This is a genomic window from Serratia sp. T13T92, assembly GCF_047530105.1.
Taxonomy (GTDB): Bacteria; Pseudomonadota; Gammaproteobacteria; order Enterobacterales; family Enterobacteriaceae; genus Chania; species Chania fonticola.
Genome location: NZ_JBLJAK010000001.1, coordinates 428,371 through 446,604, shown reverse-complemented (window position 1 = coordinate 446,604; position 18,234 = coordinate 428,371). Strand labels below are relative to the sequence as shown.

The 18,234-nt window shown below is 51.0% G+C and carries 14 protein-coding genes and 2 CRISPR repeat arrays (1 of these 16 only partly in view); of the genes, 8 read left to right on the top strand and 6 right to left on the bottom strand.

Features of this window, described 5'->3' with window-relative positions; all coding sequences use genetic code 11:
* A CRISPR array of direct repeats spans positions 1 to 581; the repeat unit is 28 nt; unit sequence GTTCACTGCCGTACAGGCAGCTTAGAAA (it extends 1,854 nt beyond the left edge of the window).
* 243 nt (positions 582 to 824) lie between these two features.
* The 6 genes from cas1f to cas6f are packed head-to-tail and all read left to right on the top strand — an operon-like array spanning position 825 to position 8,951.
* A complete protein-coding gene (cas1f, locus tag ACMV5I_RS02005; RefSeq protein ID WP_414823528.1) occupies positions 825 to 1,805 on the top strand; it encodes a type I-F CRISPR-associated endonuclease Cas1f in 981 nt (326 codons plus the stop codon).
* Entirely contained in the window at positions 1,802 to 5,068 is a 3,267-nt protein-coding gene (cas3f, locus tag ACMV5I_RS02000) for a type I-F CRISPR-associated helicase Cas3f (RefSeq protein WP_414823527.1), read from the top strand. The genes cas1f and cas3f overlap by 4 nt, the downstream gene beginning before the upstream one ends.
* Before the next feature lie 31 nt (positions 5,069 to 5,099).
* On the top strand, positions 5,100 to 6,452 hold the full coding sequence (gene csy1 / locus ACMV5I_RS01995; RefSeq protein WP_202811218.1) for a type I-F CRISPR-associated protein Csy1: 1,353 nt from the start codon (positions 5,100 to 5,102) through the stop codon (positions 6,450 to 6,452).
* Positions 6,449 to 7,372, top strand: coding sequence for a type I-F CRISPR-associated protein Csy2 (gene csy2, locus ACMV5I_RS01990; RefSeq protein WP_414823526.1), 924 nt, complete (start codon positions 6,449 to 6,451; stop codon positions 7,370 to 7,372). Before csy1 ends, csy2 begins: the two co-directional genes overlap by 4 nt.
* Before the next feature lie 11 nt (positions 7,373 to 7,383).
* Positions 7,384 to 8,385: a type I-F CRISPR-associated protein Csy3 gene (csy3, locus tag ACMV5I_RS01985; RefSeq protein WP_414823706.1), complete on the top strand. Its 1,002-nt coding sequence runs from the start codon at positions 7,384 to 7,386 to the stop codon at positions 8,383 to 8,385.
* A gap of 11 nt (positions 8,386 to 8,396) precedes the next feature.
* On the top strand, positions 8,397 to 8,951 hold the full coding sequence (gene cas6f, locus ACMV5I_RS01980) for a type I-F CRISPR-associated endoribonuclease Cas6/Csy4 (RefSeq protein ID WP_414823525.1): 555 nt from the start codon (positions 8,397 to 8,399) through the stop codon (positions 8,949 to 8,951).
* 129 nt (positions 8,952 to 9,080) lie between these two features.
* A CRISPR array of direct repeats spans positions 9,081 to 9,588; the repeat unit is 28 nt; unit sequence GTTCACTGCCGTATAGGCAGCTTAGAAA.
* Between the two features lie 495 nt (positions 9,589 to 10,083).
* Here cas6f and ACMV5I_RS01975 read toward each other — a convergent pair.
* Positions 10,084 to 10,245: a YnfU family zinc-binding protein gene (locus ACMV5I_RS01975; RefSeq protein WP_021178250.1), complete on the bottom strand. Its 162-nt coding sequence runs from the start codon at positions 10,243 to 10,245 to the stop codon at positions 10,084 to 10,086.
* A gap of 538 nt (positions 10,246 to 10,783) precedes the next feature.
* On the opposite strand from ACMV5I_RS01975, the gene ACMV5I_RS01970 reads away from it, so the two are divergent.
* Positions 10,784 to 11,413, top strand: coding sequence for a LysE family translocator (locus ACMV5I_RS01970; RefSeq protein WP_024487014.1), 630 nt, complete (start codon positions 10,784 to 10,786; stop codon positions 11,411 to 11,413).
* Positions 11,414 to 11,470: 57 nt separating this feature from the next.
* Here the strand turns inward: ACMV5I_RS01970 and ACMV5I_RS01965 are convergent, their stop codons facing one another.
* The 5 genes from ACMV5I_RS01965 to puuD form a co-directional block, all read right to left on the bottom strand.
* Entirely contained in the window at positions 11,471 to 12,118 is a 648-nt protein-coding gene (locus ACMV5I_RS01965) for a winged helix-turn-helix domain-containing protein (protein ID WP_174332827.1), read from the bottom strand.
* A 339-nt stretch (positions 12,119 to 12,457) separates the two neighbouring features.
* Positions 12,458 to 13,738, bottom strand: a complete 1,281-nt coding sequence (locus tag ACMV5I_RS01960; protein WP_046808186.1) for an NAD(P)/FAD-dependent oxidoreductase — start codon at positions 13,736 to 13,738, stop codon at positions 12,458 to 12,460.
* Positions 13,739 to 13,748: 10 nt separating this feature from the next.
* A complete protein-coding gene (gene puuC / locus ACMV5I_RS01955; RefSeq protein ID WP_414823524.1) occupies positions 13,749 to 15,245 on the bottom strand; it encodes an aldehyde dehydrogenase PuuC in 1,497 nt (498 codons plus the stop codon).
* A 15-nt stretch (positions 15,246 to 15,260) separates the two neighbouring features.
* Positions 15,261 to 15,818: an HTH-type transcriptional regulator PuuR gene (puuR, locus tag ACMV5I_RS01950; protein ID WP_024486945.1), complete on the bottom strand. Its 558-nt coding sequence runs from the start codon at positions 15,816 to 15,818 to the stop codon at positions 15,261 to 15,263.
* Complete coding sequence (gene puuD, locus ACMV5I_RS01945) at positions 15,815 to 16,576, bottom strand: gamma-glutamyl-gamma-aminobutyrate hydrolase (protein ID WP_024486944.1); 762 nt, start codon at positions 16,574 to 16,576, stop codon at positions 15,815 to 15,817. The genes puuR and puuD overlap by 4 nt, the downstream gene beginning before the upstream one ends.
* A gap of 236 nt (positions 16,577 to 16,812) precedes the next feature.
* Between puuD and ACMV5I_RS01940 the strand changes: the two genes are divergently transcribed.
* On the top strand, positions 16,813 to 18,231 hold the full coding sequence (locus tag ACMV5I_RS01940) for a glutamine synthetase family protein (RefSeq protein WP_046808188.1): 1,419 nt from the start codon (positions 16,813 to 16,815) through the stop codon (positions 18,229 to 18,231).
* Positions 18,232 to 18,234: the final 3 nt, after the last annotated feature.

The following is an 18,234-nucleotide window of genomic DNA, read 5'->3' as shown; positions in this document are numbered from 1 at the left end:
GCTGATATTAAGTTCACTGCCGTACAGGCAGCTTAGAAAAGTCGAACGCAAACGGCAGGGCCATTAGTGTTGTTCACTGCCGTACAGGCAGCTTAGAAACTGACCCAGATATCCGGGAGCGTAAACAACAGCGTTCACTGCCGTACAGGCAGCTTAGAAACGAGGCTTAACGATATCTGCAAACTCGACAGAGTTCACTGCCGTACAGGCAGCTTAGAAAGTAATGCGCTCCCAGAAGTACGTTAGCGCTACGTTCACTGCCGTACAGGCAGCTTAGAAAAGCGCCACGAAAAGCTTGGCATTCAGAACCAAGGTTCACTGCCGTACAGGCAGCTTAGAAATTACGCCGGAAAAGGTGCTGTAACGCCAGATAGTTCACTGCCGTACAGGCAGCTTAGAAAAACCCACCACCGTCCCAATATGGCGCGCTCTCGTTCACTGCCGTACAGGCAGCTTAGAAAACCAGCACAAGCCATATGGCTTTGTTGATGTGGTTCACTGCCGTACAGGCAGCTTAGAAAAGATAACGTTTTGCCATTTAAAATAAGCTGGCGTTCACTGCCGCACAGGCAGCTTGGAAGGTTGGCGCACCGTCAACTTTCCACCCCAAGCTTGTTTTTATTGTTAAAGTAATTGATGTGAATGATTCATGCCATGTATCTATCTCTATGATTCATCATCAATATAAATTAAATGAAAATCTAACATCAATCACTCTATACAGTGAGCCTATTATGTTAAAACAACAATATCGCGTTGGCATCTGTCATAGGTAATCACGTCTTGGATGATTTTATGGCATAAAGCAGGGATGTTTTCATTTAATGCAAAATCAATTTTCGCCTTCTGATCTAAAAACCATCCTGCATTCAAAGCGTGCGAATCTTTACTACCTGCAGCATTGCCGGATCTTGGTCAACGGCGGCAGGGTGGAGTACGTTACGGATGAAGGTAAGCAATCCTTGTATTGGAACATCCCGATCGCTAATACCACAGCTGTAATGTTGGGGACGGGAACTTCTGTTACTCAAGCGGCAATGCGTGAGTTTGCTAAAGCCGGGGTGCTGGTTGGATTCTGTGGCGGCGGAGGTACACCTTTATTTGCCGCTAATGAAGTGGAGGTGGATGTCTCGTGGTTAACCTCGCAAAGTGAATATCGCCCCACGGAATATTTACAGCACTGGGTCAGCTTCTGGTTTGATGATGATAAGCGCCTGGCGGCGGCTATTGCTTTTCAGCAACAGCGTATCGCTCAGATCCGCACTCACTGGCTTTCTTCACGTATGCAGCGCGAGCAAGGATTCGATATTGACGCGGCACGGCTTAATCCAGTGTTAGACAGCTTTATGCAACGTTTATCTTCCTGCCAAAATAGCAACGATGTCCTGGTGCAAGAGGCCGTTATGACCAAGGCGCTCTATAAACTGGCGGCCAATGGTGTGAATTACGGCGAGTTTAGCAGAGCTAAGCGCGGTGGCGGGATAGATATCGCTAACCGGTTTTTAGATCATGGTAATTATCTTGCCTATGGGCTTGCTGCTACAGCGGCTTGGGTCATTGGTTTGCCACATGGATTGTCGATACTGCATGGTAAAACCCGACGCGGTGGCCTGGTATTTGATATCGCCGATCTGATTAAGGACGCTTTGATTCTACCGCAGGCGTTTATTGCCGCTATGGCCGGGGAAGACGAGCAGGAATTTCGCCAGCGCTGCCTGCGCGGGTTTCAACAAGCGGATGCGCTGGATGTGATGATTGATACGCTGAAAGAAACGGCGGAAAGTCTATCTCAGGTGAGCAAGTGAATATTTTGCTGATTGCACAGTGCAATAAAAATGCATTAGTAGAAACGCGCCGCATTTTAGATCAGTTCGCGGAACGCAAAGGTGATAGAACCTGGCAAACGGCTATAACCCTGGAAGGGCTGAATACGCTAAGAAAACTGCTGCGTAAAACCGCCAGGCGCAATACTGCGGTGGCTTGTCACTGGATAAAAGGCGGTAATCAGACCGAGCTGCTATGGATCGTGGGCAATCTCCGGCGTTTTAACTCCGAGGGTTCGGTGCCGACCAATACTACCGAGCGCGATATCCTCCGCAGCCAGGATGAAAATAGCTGGCATAGCGTAGAAGCGATTGCGTTGATGGCTGGGATTGCCGGGCTTTTTCATGATTTCGGTAAGGCTAATTTCTTATTCCAGAATGGATTACTTGGCAAAGGGAAACATTTCCAACCCTATCGGCATGAATGGGTTTCATTGAGACTGTTTTGTGCCTGGGTAGGAGAACGTAGCGATAAACAATGGATAACGGCGTTAGCGGCGATCGACGAGAGCGATGAAAACCAGATGATAACCGCGCTGGTAAAGGACTCCGTTGACGCTTTTATCAATCCATTTCTCTCTTTGCCTCCGCTGGCAACAACCATTGCCTGGTTGATTGTCTCTCATCACCGTTTGCCTGCTTACCCTAACAGGGATCAGGAAAGTGGGAGCCCGCCAGAGTTAAAGGATATGGATGGCTGGTTAACAACACAATTGGTTGCAGAATGGAACTCCACGAACAGCCTAATTGAAGGTTGGACAACGGAAGAACACTATGCGGTATGGGATTTCCCGCATGGCACGCCAATGCGCAGTGCTATCTGGCGTGAAAAAGCACGCAAATTTGCCCAACGCGCATTGCAATTACCCTCATTGATGCAATTTGCTGTATTGGAACAACGTTTCACTAGCCATATGGCGCGTTTAGTGCTGATGTTGGCAGATCATCATTATTCATCTTTAGCGCCGACGGCAGGTTGGCAAGATGCTGATTATCTAGCGTATGCCAATACCGATCGCCTAACCGGTGGATTGAAGCAACAACTGGATGAGCACAATATCGGTGTGGGGCAGAACGCGTTGTTATTGGGGCGAAGTTTACCGCATATCCGCACCACATTACCGGCAATCACACGTCATAAAGGTTTCAAACAGCGAAGTAAGACAGAGCAGTTCCGTTGGCAGGACAAAGCTTATGATCTTGCGTGTGCCGCGCGTGAACGATCGGTTAAGCAAGGTTTCTTTGGCGTTAACATGGCCTCTACGGGCTGCGGCAAAACGTTTGCTAATGCGCGAATTATGTATGGCTTGGCCGATGAAAAGTCAGGCTGCCGCTTTTCTGTTGCTTTAGGGCTTCGCACTTTAACCTTGCAAACCGGCGATGCGCTTAAAACCAGATTAATGCTGGATGATGACGATCTAGCCGTATTAGTGGGTTCTGCTGCTGTGCGGGAACTGCATCAACTCAATAATGATAAAGCTGAACTGCGTGGTACAGGCAGTGCCTCGGCAGAGGAGTTGTTCGCCGAACATCACTATGTCAGCTACGGTGGCAGCCTGGACGATGGTCGCTTAAGTCGTTGGTTGCAAGGTAGTGGCAACTTGCACAAGCTATTAAGTGCGCCGGTATTAGTGACCACGATCGACCATCTGATTAGTGCGACCGAAGGTGTACGCGGTGGTAAGCAAATCGCACCGATGTTGCGCCTTATGACTGCCGATCTGGTGTTGGATGAACCGGACGATTTTGATATTGCCGATCTTCCTGCGTTATGCCGCCTGGTCAACTGGGCTGGAATGTTAGGTTCCCGCGTACTGCTTTCTTCCGCCACTTTGCCCCCTGCGCTGGTTCAGGCGTTGTTTAATGCTTATAAAGCGGGCCGGGCGGATTATCAGCAAGTGTGTGGCCAGCCAGATACGCCATTAAATATCTGTTGTGCCTGGTTTGATGAGAACGATGCCGAACAGCACGATATTCAAGGTGCGAAAGATTTTAAAGCTGCGCATGAAGCGTTTGTCGCTCAAAGGGTGGCAAAACTGCAAAACATCGCGGTATTGCGCCGTGCACAGTTGATTGCGGTGCAACCGGCAAACCAGCGGAAAAGTACGGTACTGGATAGCGTGGCGGAAACACTATCGGTCGCCATGCGGCAGTTGCATGCGCTTCATCATCAAGAACACCCCGAGGGTAAAACCGTGTCGTTGGGGGTGATCCGCATGGCAAACATTAATCCGTTGGTGGCGGTAGCTCAGCGATTATTACGCATGCCAGCGCCAGAGAATACTCGAATTCATTATTGTGTTTATCACAGCCAACATCCATTGGCGATGCGTTCACATATCGAGCGGCGGTTGGACGAAACCCTGACGCGTTATTGTGAAACGGCGCTGTGGCAAATCTCAGAAATCAAAAATGCATTGGCGAATTATCCAGAACAGCATCACCTGTTTGTGGTGCTGGCGACATCCGTTGCCGAAGTAGGGAGAGATCATGATTACGATTGGGCTATTGCCGAACCGAGTTCAATGCGTTCGTTGATCCAATTGGCAGGGCGAATTCAACGCCATAGGCAGAAGCCTTGTACGTCGCCAAATCTGCATATTTTGCAAAAAAACGTGATGGCATTGCAGGGTAATAAACCGGCTTATTATCGGCCAGGGTTTGAGTCTGAGAAATACCGGTTACAGCTCAACAGCCACGATCTGGCGGAGATTTTGCAGCCCGCGCAATATGAAACGATTAGTGCAATTCCCCGAGTACAGGAATCTTTGAAACTGAGAGCTCACGACAATTTGGTTGACCTGGAGCATGCCTGTTTACGCAGCGTGTTGCAGGGGCGACAGGATCTTGAGGGCAAATATTACGCTGCGATCTGGTGGCGCAAACAGGCCACCTGGTGCGCAGAACAGCAGCGAGTGAGCCCGTTTCGGCAATCTACTGAGGAAGAACCGCATTATCTGTGGATGGAAGATGAAGTGGATAGGCCGCGCTTTAAATTCCCAGATAGTGTCCCTGGCCAGTGGAAGCCCAGCGATAAATTTCGCGAGATTGAAGTGGTTTTCGCCGAAGGGAATGGCGCATGGATCACGGAGGACTACCCCACAATTTACCAAGGGCTGGCCGATATGTTGGGGATGGAACTCCCCGAGGTGAGTCAGAAATTCGGTGAGATTAATCTACGAAAAAATAAGTCAGATCAATGGCATTTCCACCCGTTGTTAGGGGTGTTTGGCGCACTCGAATAAATAATCTAATAACATTGAGGTAAGGAGGCGTATGAGTCAGAACGGATTAACCGCTTTAATTGTTGAATATATCGCCAGTCGCAAACAGCCCAAGTTGGAGGCGCTGGAGAAAGAGACGGCAAAAAAACTGGCTGGGCTGGCTGATCCCGAAGAGATCGCAGTTGCTAAACAAACGGCATTAGAGCAGCGGCAGGAGCTAGAGAAAAACTATGCGCCACGCAATTGGCTGACCGACGCTGCTGGCCGTGCCGGGCAAATCAGCTTGGTGACGCATGCGCTGAAATTTACTCACAGCGATGCCAAGGGCAGCAGTATTTACAGTTCGGGGTCGCAGGAGCAGACAACGAACACTCTTTCTACCTCATCATTATCTCAGCCTGCTGTTGATGCGGTCGGCAACGCGGCGGCATTGGACGTGGCAAAATTGCTACAGTTGGAATATGAAGGTGAATCGTTGATTGCCTGCTTGGCTCGCGACAACACTGTGCCGCTGGCGGAATTGGCAGAGGATCCCCAACAGCTGGAACAGTGGGTCACAGGGTTCAGGCAGGTATTAAACGATAAACATCTCTCTTCTCACACTTTGGCCAAGCAGATCTATTTTCCGATAGCGCCGGGCGAATACCATTTACTGAGCCCGTTGTTCTCTTCATCGCTGGCTCATGCAATGCACAGTCGCATTAGTGAAGCGCGTTTTAGCGATGCCTCCAAAGAGATATACCAAGCCTTCAAAGCTGGTGATTGGCACCCTGAACCCCGTGTGATTTATCCCAAAACGGCAGTGGTAAATATGGGGGGGACCAAGCCGCAAAATATTTCCTACCTTAACAGCGTACGCGGTGGCCGAGCTTGGTTACTGCCTTGTGCTGCGCCGATATGGCAAAGCCAGAATAAGCCGCCGTTGAACCAGAACTCTATTTTCCAAGAGCGTAAAGCATTCTCGGCTATGGCGAGAGACGCTGTGTGGCAGTTGAAGCAATACCTGCGCAGCCTTAATCCACAGGATCGAAATGTAGAGATCCGCCAGCAGCGTGCTGCCTTCGTGGATGAGATTGTCGATACTTTGTTTAGCTACGTGGCCGGTATCCAAAACAGGGAAGATTGGCAATGCTGGAGCATGGAAGAAGGGTGCCAGCTCTCGCGTGCTCAGCAGTTGTGGCTCGATCCATGGCGGATTAAACAGGATAAAGATTTCCAGTTTGAGCGTGAAGGCGGGGATTGGAAAAAGGAAATCGCTATCGACTTCGGCGTTTGGCTCAATCACCAGTTAAAAACCGAAGAGATGAAGTTTAGCGAGGTTGAACGCCGTGAATGGTCAACCACGTCTTTGTTTAAACGGCGCCTGCGTGAGTTTGAACAAGAGTTTAAGGAGGACTTCGCATGAGCACTTTGATCGTATTACGTCACGTTCGAGTGGAGAACGCCAATGCCATCGCCGGGCTGACCTATGGTTTTCCAGCTATCACTCACTTTCTCGGCTACAGCCACGCATTATCCCGCAAATTGCAGCAGAGCCATGGTTTAACCTTGGCAAACTGCGGTGTGATTTGCCATCAGCAACAGCTTCATGCGTATTCCTCCGGGCGTGATTATGCTTTTGCCTTGACGCGCAACCCATTGACGAAAGAGGCGAAAACGGCAGCGTTCAACGAAGAAGGTCGGATGCATATCACAGTTTCGTTATTGATGGAGTGCCATGGCACCATAGTTAATGGCGATCAAGGCGCTAAAACGTTGGAAGCGCACCTTGCCGAGGTCTGTCCAACCCAGCGCTTGGCCGGTGGCGTGATCACCGACATTGGCGCAATTAAGGTGATGGGTACTCCTGAAAAACCAGAGGATCTACGCAAGCTGATGCGCCGTTTGTTACCCGGATTTGCCTTGCTCAATCGTTCCGAATTACTGGCAAATCATTATCAAACGTTACGCGAGAGTAACCCACAGGCGGAGCTAATTGACGCATGGCTAGATTTTGCGGCGCTGAAATATCAGGCGCAGGACGAACAAAATCCTCAATGGTGTTATCAGCCAAAACCTGCTGCTGGTTATCTGGTGCCGCTACAGACTGGATATCGTGCGATCTCTCAACTCTATGCACCGGGTGAAGTCGAGAAATCACGTGATCCAACAACGCCTTTTCGTTTTGCAGAACCTGTCTATGGCATTGGCGAGTGGCGCAGCTTGCACCGCATTACCGATCTGAATCAGTTGTTATGGCAATACCATCATCAAGGCGATGACTACCTCTGCCGCAGTGCGGTGCCGGTCATCACGGAAGACTACCAATTTAACGAAGAAGATTAACTTAAAGGATTATCTATATGGCTACTGTAAAGACTGCATCTGTCCTGGCTTTCGAACGTAAATTGGCAAACTCCGATGCCATTATGTTTGCTGGTAACTGGCAACAACCTGAATGGACGCCGATTGCGATTCAAGAGAAAGCGGTGCGTGGTACGATTTCCAATCGTTTGAAAAATGCGATTGCCAGCGATCCGGCTAAACTGGATGCCGAAATCCAAAAACCCAACTTGCAGCGTGTGGATGTCGCGGCATTGCCGTTCGACACTGATACCTTGAAAGTCAGTTTTACCCTGCGTGTGTTGGGTAATTTATCGCAACCTTCGGTATGTAACGATCAAGATTACCAAACCGAATTGGCGAAGGTGATCCAAGGTTATATCAAAGAGCATGGGTTTAAAGAACTGGCCGGGCGTTATGCTGAGAATCTGGCAAATGGTCGCTTCCTATGGCGCAACCGCGTTGGTGCCGATGAGATTGCTATTACCGTTAAGGGGAAGGAGAAAACCTGGCAATTTAACGCTAGTGATTACAGCTTGCGTACGTTTAGCCAGCCGAAAGGCGATTTAGCGGAGTTGGCCAAAGAAATTGAGCAAGGCTTGGCAGGGGAAAACTTTGCATTCTTTAGCGTGGAAGCCTGTGTGCGATTGGGCAAAGGACAAGAGATTTTCCCATCGCAGGAACTGGTGCTAGATAGCAACAGTAAGAAAAGTAAGGTGCTTTATCACGTGGATGATATTGCTGCCATGCACTCGCAGAAAATCGGTAATGCGTTGCGTACCGTCGATAGTTGGTACCCCGATGCGAGTGAGTTGGCGTTAGGGCCAATTGCAGTGGAACCCTATGGGTCAGTGACCAGCAGGGGGCAAGCCTATCGTCAGCCGAAACAAAAAATGGATTTTTATACACTGTTGGATAACTGGGTGACTAAAGGGAAGGTGCCAGAAGTCGAACAACAACACTATGTCATGGCCATACTGATCCGTGGCGGCGTATTTGGCGAGAAAGGCGAATAAAGGGGCGACGTATGGATCATTACCTCGAGATTCGTGTGCTGCCGGATCCGGAGTTTTCAACGACGGAATTACTGGAAGCACTCTTTGCCAAGTTGCATAGGGCATTAGGTAGTGCTGGGCAGGGAAAAATAGGCGTCAGTTTCCCCTCTGCCGGTAAAACACTGGGCGATAGGTTACGGCTACATGGCCCTCTAGCGGTGCTCACTGCCTTTGAGACTTTACCTTGGCGTAAAGGATTACGGGATTACACGGAATGTGGCGAAATTCTGCCGATACCCTCTAATGTAAAATATCGTACAGTGCGACGAGTGCAGATCAAAAGCAGCGCCGAGAGATTACGTCGTCGTTCTGTTCGCAAGGGATGGGTAACTGAAGAAGAGGCTCGCCTGCGTATTCCTGACGCCGTTGAGAAACGCTCAGCGTTGCCATTTATTCGTTTAAAAAGTCTATCCAGCGAGCAAACCTTTTTGTTGTTTATCGAACAGGGCAAGATTTGCGATAACGCAACAGAGGGGGTATTTAGTGCTTATGGTCTAAGCGCAACGGCAACCATCCCGTGGTTTTAACCCTAATTTAATGGCTGATTCTAACCTATTGATTTTAAAGGTTGGAGTCAGTCATGTTTAGAAAAGGGTTTTTGGGTAAGGTGGCTGTATTCCATTGTATTAACAGTTGGTTACCGGTGGCATGTCACAGTTCACTGCCGTATAGGCAGCTTAGAAACCGTTCAGACAACCAAAATCAGCTCCTTTCGTGTTCACTGCCGTATAGGCAGCTTAGAAAAAATGTGAGCCTGCCTATCTGATTTTTATCACGTTCACTGCCGTATAGGCAGCTTAGAAAAACGGTCGCCGCATCACGCAAGTCACCATCCGGTTCACTGCCGTATAGGCAGCTTAGAAAAACCACGCCACTGAAGAGCACTACGCAACAACGTTCACTGCCGTATAGGCAGCTTAGAAATGCGGCAATTCTTGCGCTAGCCAGCATGATCGGTTCACTGCCGTATAGGCAGCTTAGAAAAGATGCATGTTATGTCGCCAATTCTTGGCAATGTTCACTGCCGTATAGGCAGCTTAGAAAAGTGCCCGGATGCCTTCCAGCACCTCTTTTTTGTTCACTGCCGTATAGGCAGCTTAGAAATACTGGTATTCCTTGCCACCAAAAAAGCCTATGTTCACTGCCGTACAGGCAGCTCAGAAAACAAGGGATTTTAAATTCCTTTTGATTGGCGACAAAATGACAATGTCGCTAGGTATTTAACGGCACAAACTGTTCGGAACTAGCTAACCTATTGATAAAAAAATGGGCGCAGCATGCAGCGCCCCTACGTGTGAGGCCGGTGAAGGTTTATCAGCAGTCTTTAGTTTGTCTACCCAGCTTGTTATTTGTCTTGGCCTGTAGCCCCCACAAACAAACAGTGCTTAGCTTCCAACCTGTTTGAGCATCAGAGGCGGGGAGTCGACAGTCATGGGGTCAGCCTGGAGTGAAATTCCGGGGTAAATTCCTAAATGAAGAAGGCAGGCATTACCCATTCAATGATCATGGGTATAATCACCGTGTTTGTCATATCCATTCAAACAACGTTCCGAAGTCCTTTGTGGTCTTTGCCGCTATCGAGCCCATTGATATTGATAGCGGTTTTTTTCACAGCCATTCCCACGGTATCCCAGCCGACGCAGTTCGTTCCTGGCACTCTCAATCTTCGCGTTTACGGAAATAATGCCCGCAGTGGGGGCAGATCAGCGTGACGTTTTTTTTCACCTTACTGCGATTTTGCGGCGAACTTTTTGCGCATTCAGGGCAGGTGACATCAACGGGGGCGTCACCGAACAGCTTAAAAGCATCAAAGAAAGACATCTTTTTCACCGGGTAGAGGTAGGAGGAGTTCAGTGTACCTTTATCGCTCGGTGATAGCTCCACATAGATTGGTAAACCACTGGTAGAGACGTGGCTAGCTGCGCGCTAAAAAGGGAGTAACAAGTGGGGTGTAGGGGCGAGGGGGCAGAAAAAAGCCCCGCAAAAAATGAGGGGCAAACACAACAACACCAGGGAAATCGTTGATGATTAATCTGCTATTACTATATGTTTTTTGAGACGAGAGTTCATCAATAAATTGCTGCATTATTGCAACATTATAGTTAATTAATTTGTATGTATTTGGCTTTATTCATACGTTTTGTGAATTTGTTCGCTATTTGTGAGCAATAAGTCCGCATGCTGGTTATTTTTTGTTGAATTGATGGCTTGGGGGATGGTTTCTTGCTCCATCACCCCGTTCCAGACAGAATGTGACTTGAATCACATCGGGCAGATCCCCTATATTCCCCACCCATAACGAAGTTGTCGTATTGCGATGCAGCGACGCAGAGAGTTTTACATTTGTCCGGAGTTGTTGATGGAGTTAACTACGCTTTTGCTTTACGTGATTGCCGTCAGTGCGGTGATGGTGACGCCTGGCCCTTCCATGCTGTTGGCGCTAAACAATGGTGCAATCCACGGTATGCGTATTGCCAGTTACGGTTTCCTGGGGGCGGTATTGGCCGATCTGTTGCTGATCGGTGCCGTCGGTTGCGGGCTAGGGGCGTTGTTGCAGGCCTCTGAGCAGCTGTTTGCCGTGGTGAAGTGGGGTGGTGCGTTATATCTGGTCTACCTGGCCTGGGTGCTGTGGCGGGCGCCGGTAAAGGCTTTAGCGGTAAGCGCTAGCGCCGCCGCAGCGACCGGGAAAACGGCATTCCTGCGTTCCCTGATGGTCGGTTTGTCCAACCCTAAGGGCCTGCTGTTTTTCTCGGCCTTTCTGCCGCAGTTTATTCAGCCAGAAAAGCCGATCGCCATGCAATACCTGATCCTGGCATTGGTCAGCGCGATGATCGACTGTGTGATGATGACGATCTATGCCTACGGCGGTCGCCATGCGATGCGTAAATTCTCGGCGAACGTGATGCGCTGGGTAAACCGTAGCTGTGCCGGCATGCTTGGCGTGTTGGCCGTAGGTGTTGCGCTTTATCGGCGTAGCGATGTGAGCTAGAGCCTGTCGGTTGAATCAGCGGGCGCAGCATGCTGCGCCGCTACTTGGCGAGTATGTCTACAGTTTCAGGGAGCTAACCAGCTCCCTTTTTAATAGGTGACTGCCTGTGTTAGCAAAAGAAGAAAGCTTAGGCATATGACCTACTGACGGATCTGCAGTTAACTCGCAACCCGGATTGTTCCACGTCATAGCGGTATAGTTCGCATCTGATTGGTAGTAGTGCTGGTAGATGTGAAATATATGCACCACGGTAGTCACCGTTAATATAATCACCAGCGCAATTAAAACGTAAGTGATTTTAACTTTGCTCAGAAAGTTCTTTTTCTCTTTACGAGGTAATTCAGGTTCACCCTGATTAATTGCGATCTCTTCAATGGCGACATCACTGGCAATTCTTAACCCTACTTTTGGTATGGTTTCTATGATGTTTTTATCAATACCCATGCTCTTGATAATCCGCCGTAGCGTGCTCAGGCATTGGTTGAGATTATTATTGCTGGCCTGTAGGCCGTAATCATCCCACACTTTTTGCAGAAGCACTTCTCTCTCAACAATTTCTCCTTTATTTTTAATAAGAAAGGAGAAAAGTCGAGCTGCAGACGAGGAAATGGTGACGATTTCTTCCTGAACTTCCTGATGATAAAAACCGACGCTATTCGGGCAGAAAAGGACATCTCCTTCGATGAGGTATTGTGGTTTTGTCATGCTGATTCACTCCATGTCAGACAGTGTAATTAACTTAATTAACGTTAATCTTAAGTCTCATAATATTGTTTTTTCGGCGGTAGGGCAACAAATAAACAATATAAAATATAGTGTAATCAACAAAATTCAGTTTAAAATCCGCTCTATTTCATCACGGTAGTTATTAATATTAAGTAAATGGCCTGTAAAATATTAAACGGTATTTAATAAAAATTAAGATCGCTAACTTACTGATAATTTTGCTAAACAAAGGTTCTAACTAGTCCGACCTGTAAGAATCAGCCTAGTTAGAAAAATGTATCAATTTAAGTAGCAGATTTGTGCGGAGGCAGCGTTGAATTAAACCCCAATTCGATCGCGCAGGGTGTAGTAGGCAGCGCCGATGGCGGTGAAGGGGATTTGCAGGTTACGGCCGCCAAAGAACGGCAGGTGCGGCAGTTTGGCAAAGGCGTCAAAACGTTCTGCATCGCCACGCATCAGTTCTGCAATCAGCTTGCCCGCCAGATGGGTGCAGGTCACGCCGTGCCCGCTGTAGCCTTGCATGTAGTAGACATTGTTTTCCAACCGGCCAAACTGCGGCATACGCGATAGTGTCAGCAAGAAATTGCCGGTCCAGCGGTAATCAATGCGTACGCCTTTCAACTGCGGGAAAGTTTTCAGCAGTTTAGGGCGGATCAGGTTATCGATATCATCGGGATCGCGGGCGCCATAGACTACGCCTCCGCCGTACAGCAACCGGTTATCGCCGGTTAAACGGTAATAATCCAGCAGGTAATTGCAATCTTCCACGCAATAGTTTTGTGGGATCAGTGAGGCTGCGACTTCTGGAGCCAAGGGCTCGGTGGTGACCACTTGAGTCCCGCACGGCATACTGCGTTTGGCCAGCCTTGGCTCCAGTTTATCGCCCAGATAAGCATTTCCAGCTACGATCACGTAACGAGCGGTGACTTGGCCGTTGGCGGTGCTGACCACCGCTGGTTCTCCGTGACGGATATTGGTGACTGCGGACTGTTCGAATATCCGTCCTCCTTGCAGGCGAATGGCCTCGGCCTCGCCCAATGCCAGGTTGAGTGGATGAATATGGCCGCCACTGTGATCGAGTAATGCGCCAACGTAACGATCGCTGCTGACCTCCTGGCGGATACGGTCGGCATCCAGCAGTTCAAGTTGCGTATTGCCGTAACGCTCCCAGTGCTGCTTTTGATCGATCAGCGCGTGGTACTGTTTATTGTTCAGCGCGGCGAAGATCCCGCCGGGGCGATAGTCACAGTCAATGGCATAGCGTTTGATGCGGCTGCGGATAATCTCTGCGCCTTCAAACATCATGCTACCAAGCACCTTGGCGCTTTCTGCACCGTAACGGCTTTCAATCACGTCGATGTCACGGCTGTAAGAGTTGACCAGTTGGCCACCGTTGCGGCCACTGGCACCAAAGCCGATGCGGGCAGACTCCAGCAGCACCACGTTATAACCGGCTTCAACCAGAAACAGCGCCGATGACAGGCCGGTATAGCCGCCCCCCACGATACAGACGTCACAGTCGATCGATTCATTCAACTGCGGATAAGGCTGATGGTCATTGGCCGTTGCCGCGTAGTAGCTTTTTACGTGTTCAGTCATCATCAATTCCTTATTCCAGTGAAATCCAGGTGGTTTTCAGTTCGGTAAATTTATCCAGCGCATGCAGCGACTTATCGCGGCCGTTACCGCTTTGTTTGTAGCCGCCGAACGGTACGGTCATATCGCCGTCGTTGTAGTTGTTGACGAACACGGTGCCCGCTTTCAACTGACGGGCCAGGCGGTGTGCCCGTGACAGATCGCGGGTCCAGACTGCCGCACCCAACCCGTATTCGCTGTCGTTGGCCAATGCGAGTGCTTGTTGCTCACCGTTGAAAGTCGTGACGGCCAAGACCGGGCCAAAAATCTCGTCCCGCGCAACGTTCATTGCATTGTCCACCTGCGTGAGAATGGTGGGGCCGAGATAGCCGTGATGATTGCCTTGCGGATGGGCACGTCCATCAAGGAACAGCGAGGCTCCCTGGCTCAAACCCTGTTCGATATAGCTGGTGACTTTTTCACAATGCTGTTGGTCGATCAGCGTACCCATCAGCGTTTGCGGATCGAGCGGGTTGCCCGGTGCGAAGGCTGCTGCATGTCGCTGCAATGCTTGTAAAAAGGCCTGCTGAATACTTTCCTCTACCAACAGGCGCGTACCGGCAATGCACACCTGGCCCTGGTTATAGAAGATCCCAGCCGCCGCTCCCTGCGCCGCCTTATCCAGGTCCGGGCAGTCGGCGAAGATAATGTTGGCGCTCTTGCCACCGGCCTCCAGCCACACGCGTTTCATGTTGGATTCACCGGCGTACTTCATCAACTGCTTGGCTACCTGGGTAGAGCCGGTAAAGGTGAGGGCATCAACGTCGTTATGCAGTGCCAACGCCTTGCCCGCATCGTGGCCGAAACCAGGAATAATGTTCAGGACGCCATCCGGTAATCCTGCCTGCTGTGCCAAAGCGCCAAGATAAATCGCCGTAAGCGGTGATTTTTCCGAGGGTTTAAGCACCACGCTGTTACCGGCCGCCAACGCCGGGCCTAACTTCCAGCAGGCTAACAGCAGCGGAAAGTTCCACGGCACGATGGCACCCACCACGCCGATGGGTTCCCGCTGGATCAGAGCGAGCGCATCATGGCCAGTTGGGGCAATTTCGCCATACACCTTGTCGATAGCTTCGGCGTACCAGCGGATACAGCGGATCGCCCCTGGAATATCATCGCGCAGGCTGTGGCGGATGGGCTTGCCGGTATCCAGCGTTTCCAGTAGCGCTAACTGCTCGCTGTGCTCTTCCATCAAGTTAGCGAGTTTGAACAACGTTGCCTTGCGTTTGGCGGGGGAGGCTTGCGACCAGTCGCCGCGTTCAAACACCTCGCGCGCCGCCTTGACGGCCAAATCGATATCGATTTGGCTGCCACGGGCCATCTGCACCAGTTCACGAACCCCGGCAGGATCCTGAACGCTAAAGGTTTCCCCTTCGGCCGCCGGGAGGTAGCGGCCATTGATAAACAGCCGGTTCTCAATCTTCAGGGCCTGTGCCCGTTGTTGCCAATATTCCAGGTGGTGGAAGTCCATACCTTGCTCCGTTAATCAGAATGTCGTCGGCGTATGTGCACTGATAATTCGGCAAATGCGCGCCGAGGTGTTGCTGAAACTATGGGGGATCGCGGTGTTGATGGCGTAGCTCTGGCCTGCCTGTAGGTGATAGCTTTGCCCGTTGACCTGCAGCATCACTTCGCCTTCCAGCAGGGTGCCAATCTCTTCCCCCTGATGTTTGAGCCGTTCACCGGTGGTGGTGCCCGGATCGTAGGTTTCGATCATCATTGCCAGGGTGCGGTTGGGATCGCCGTTGTGGATCAGCTTCATCGAAACCCCCTGGCTGCCGATTTCGATCAGATGGTCATGGTCGATCACAATCTGCGGCTCATGCGGCTGTTCCGGCTCGGTAAAAAAAGCCGATAGCGACAGCCCATACACTGTCAGCAGCTTTTGCAGCGTACTGATGGCCGGGCTGACCTTGTCCTGTTCAATGGTGCTGATGGCGCTGTGCGTCAAGCCAGACAGTTCGGCTACCCGGCGCTGTGATAGCCCTAACTGCTGGCGGATCTGCGATAAGCGTTTCCCCGGTGCCAAGCTGACGTCGCTCATAGGCGTTTTTCCTTTTGGTAGTGCTGGCAGGCGTTAATAAATCCCTCGAAAAGCAGGCGGGACAGGGCGTATTCATCGCTGTTCCATTCAGGATGCCACTGCACCCCTAAGGCAAAGGGCTGATCGCGAATGCTGAGGGCTTCCACCAGACCGTCGGCGGCATAGGCTTCAACACGTACGCTGGGGCCGAGGGTTTTGGCTCCTTGGCCGTGCAGGGAATTCACCCAGAATCGGTGGCAATCCGGCAGCAGCTGTGCCAGCAATCCTCCGTCTTGCACGGTAACTTCATGAGCAGGGGCATATTGCTGCTCCAGCGGCAGATCGTGATCTTCACGGTGCTCGAGCAGCTCAGGTTGTTCATATAAACGACGGTGTAGCGTGCCTTGAGTCGCGACCACCAGCTCTTGCATACCGCGGCAAATGGCGAAAAGGGGGATGCGCCTGCTCAGTGCCAGGCCGATCAGCGCCAGGCTCAATTCATCGCGCCCAGGATCGGCGTCAGGCTCATCGCCGTTTTCACCATAAAGGTGCGGCTGCACATTACTGGGGCTGCCCGGCAGCAGGATGCCGTCGAGATGGGGCAGCAACTCTGCCAGCATTTCCGGCTCTGCGAGCGCGTGTGGCAAGGCGATCGGTAATCCTCCGGCAGCTAACACCGCATTTAGGTACTTTTCTTGCAAGGTCTGGGTGAGGTGCTGGTTTAACCTATACCTGCACATCACGACGCCGACGATTGGTCTGTTAAATATATTGCCCATGCTATCCCCTACAGGTTGTTCGAAATTATGACCGATAAGCCGTTTAATCGCCTTTTTTGTTCAATATTCACTAAATCTAGCAGTCGAATGGCCAATATTCAAACCAAAATTAACACTTGCAAAACATTTTTGTTGCATCTATGTTTCATTGGTGGACATTATATTGAGCAAGATGGTCAAAACATCGAAGTCAGTAAGTGTGAGAACCACAGACCAAACACAACGGCGGGTGAAACATGCAAACCAACATCGTAGAAGTCGAAAACTTTGTGCAACACAATGAAGAAAGGCGAAGTAGCACGTTCCAGCGCGAAGTGAAGAAGTATCTGGAACGTTATCCGTTAACCCAGCATATCGACGTGCTGCTGACCGATCTCAACGGCAGCTTCCGCGGCAAGCGCATCCCGGTGAGCGGGCTGGGTAAACTGGAGAAGGGCTGTTACTTCCCAGCCTCGGTGTTCGCGATGGATATTCTTGGCAACGTGGTGGAAGAGGCGGGTTTGGGGCAGGAATTGGGTGAGCCGGACCATATTTGCGTGCCGGTAGCCGGAACCCTGACGCCATCGGCGGCCGATCCGCAATATCTGGGCCAGGTACTGCTCACCATGCTGGATGAAGATGGTACTCCCTTTGACGTTGAACCGCGCAATGTGCTGAACCGAGTGTGGCAGCGTTTGCGTCAGCGCGGGTTATTCCCCGTAGTAGCGGTAGAGTTGGAGTTCTATCTCATCGATCGCCAGCGCGATCCGGAAGGTTATTTGCAACCCCCTTGCGCCCCCGGTACCCAGGAGCGTAACACCCAGAGCCAGGTCTATTCGGTGGACAACCTCAACCACTTTGCCGACGTGCTGAGCGAAATCGACGAACTGGCCCGCCTGCAAGGGCTCCCGGCCGACGGTGCGGTAGCGGAAGCGTCACCGGGCCAGTTTGAGGTTAACCTGCATCACACCAATGATGTGTTGCAGGCCTGTGACCATGCCCTGGCGTTAAAGCGGCTGGTACGCATGGTGGCAGAGAAGCACCATATGCATGCAACCTTTATGGCCAAGCCTTACGAGGAACATGCGGGCAGCGGTATGCATGTGCATATCAGCATGCTGGACAAGCAAGGTAACAACGTCTTTGCCGATGCGGATGGTGAAGACTCCACGCTGTTGAAGCAGGCGCTGGCTGGCATGATCGCCTTGATGCCTGCCTCTATGGCGCTGCTGGCACCCAACGTCAACGCCTATCGCCGCTTCCAGGCGGGGATGTACGTTCCTACCCAGGCATCCTGGGGCCATAACAACCGCACCGTAGCGTTACGTATTCCCTGTGGCGATCGCGACAGCCACCGCGTGGAGTATCGCGTAGCGGGGGCCGATGCCAACCCTTATCTGGTGATGGCAACCATTCTGGCCGGGATTGTCTACGGCCTCGACACTCAGTTACCGCTGCTTGAGCCAGTCACCGGCAACGGGCTGGAGCAAGAGGGGCTGCCGTTCCCGATCCGCCAGAGCGATGCGCTGTATGAGTTCGAACACCAGCCAGTGCTCAATGCGCTGCTGGGCGAACGTTTCAGCCACGTCTATCTGGCCTGTAAGACCGATGAGCTGGAGCAGTTTGAGCGGCTGATCACCGAAACCGAAATCGAGTGGATGCTGAAAAACGCCTGACGT